Source organism: Adlercreutzia sp. DFI.6.23 (assembly GCF_024462535.1).
Taxonomy (GTDB): Bacteria; Actinomycetota; Coriobacteriia; order Coriobacteriales; family Eggerthellaceae; genus Adlercreutzia; species Adlercreutzia rubneri.
In genome coordinates this window covers 1-289 of record NZ_JANGBP010000775.1, presented here as the reverse complement: position 1 = coordinate 289, position 289 = coordinate 1, and the positions used below count along the sequence as shown (strand labels likewise).

Below are 289 nucleotides of genomic sequence, written 5' to 3'. Positions count from 1 at the left end.
CTTCGTGAACGCGAAGAGCTTGAGCCTCGAGCAGCTGGCTGATTTCCCCCATGTGTACTTCGACCAGGGTCCCGATGCCCCCGTCGCGTTTTTCGAGGAGGCCCTGTCGGAGGTGCCGCGCGCCAAGAAGGTGGCCTGCACCGACCGCGCGTCGCTTACCGAGCTCATCATGGCCATCAACGGCTACACGGTGACGAGCGGCATTCTCGTGGGCATCACCGACGGCAGCGCGCTCACAACCATCCCGCTGGAGACCGACATCAAGCTGCATCTGGGCTATGTGAACGCC

General features: G+C 63.3%; 1 pseudogene. It reads left to right on the top strand.

The window, feature by feature from the left end:
* Positions 1-19: 19 nt before the first annotated feature.
* A pseudogene (locus tag NE591_RS15415) lies at positions 20-289 on the top strand (LysR family transcriptional regulator); the annotation flags it as partial.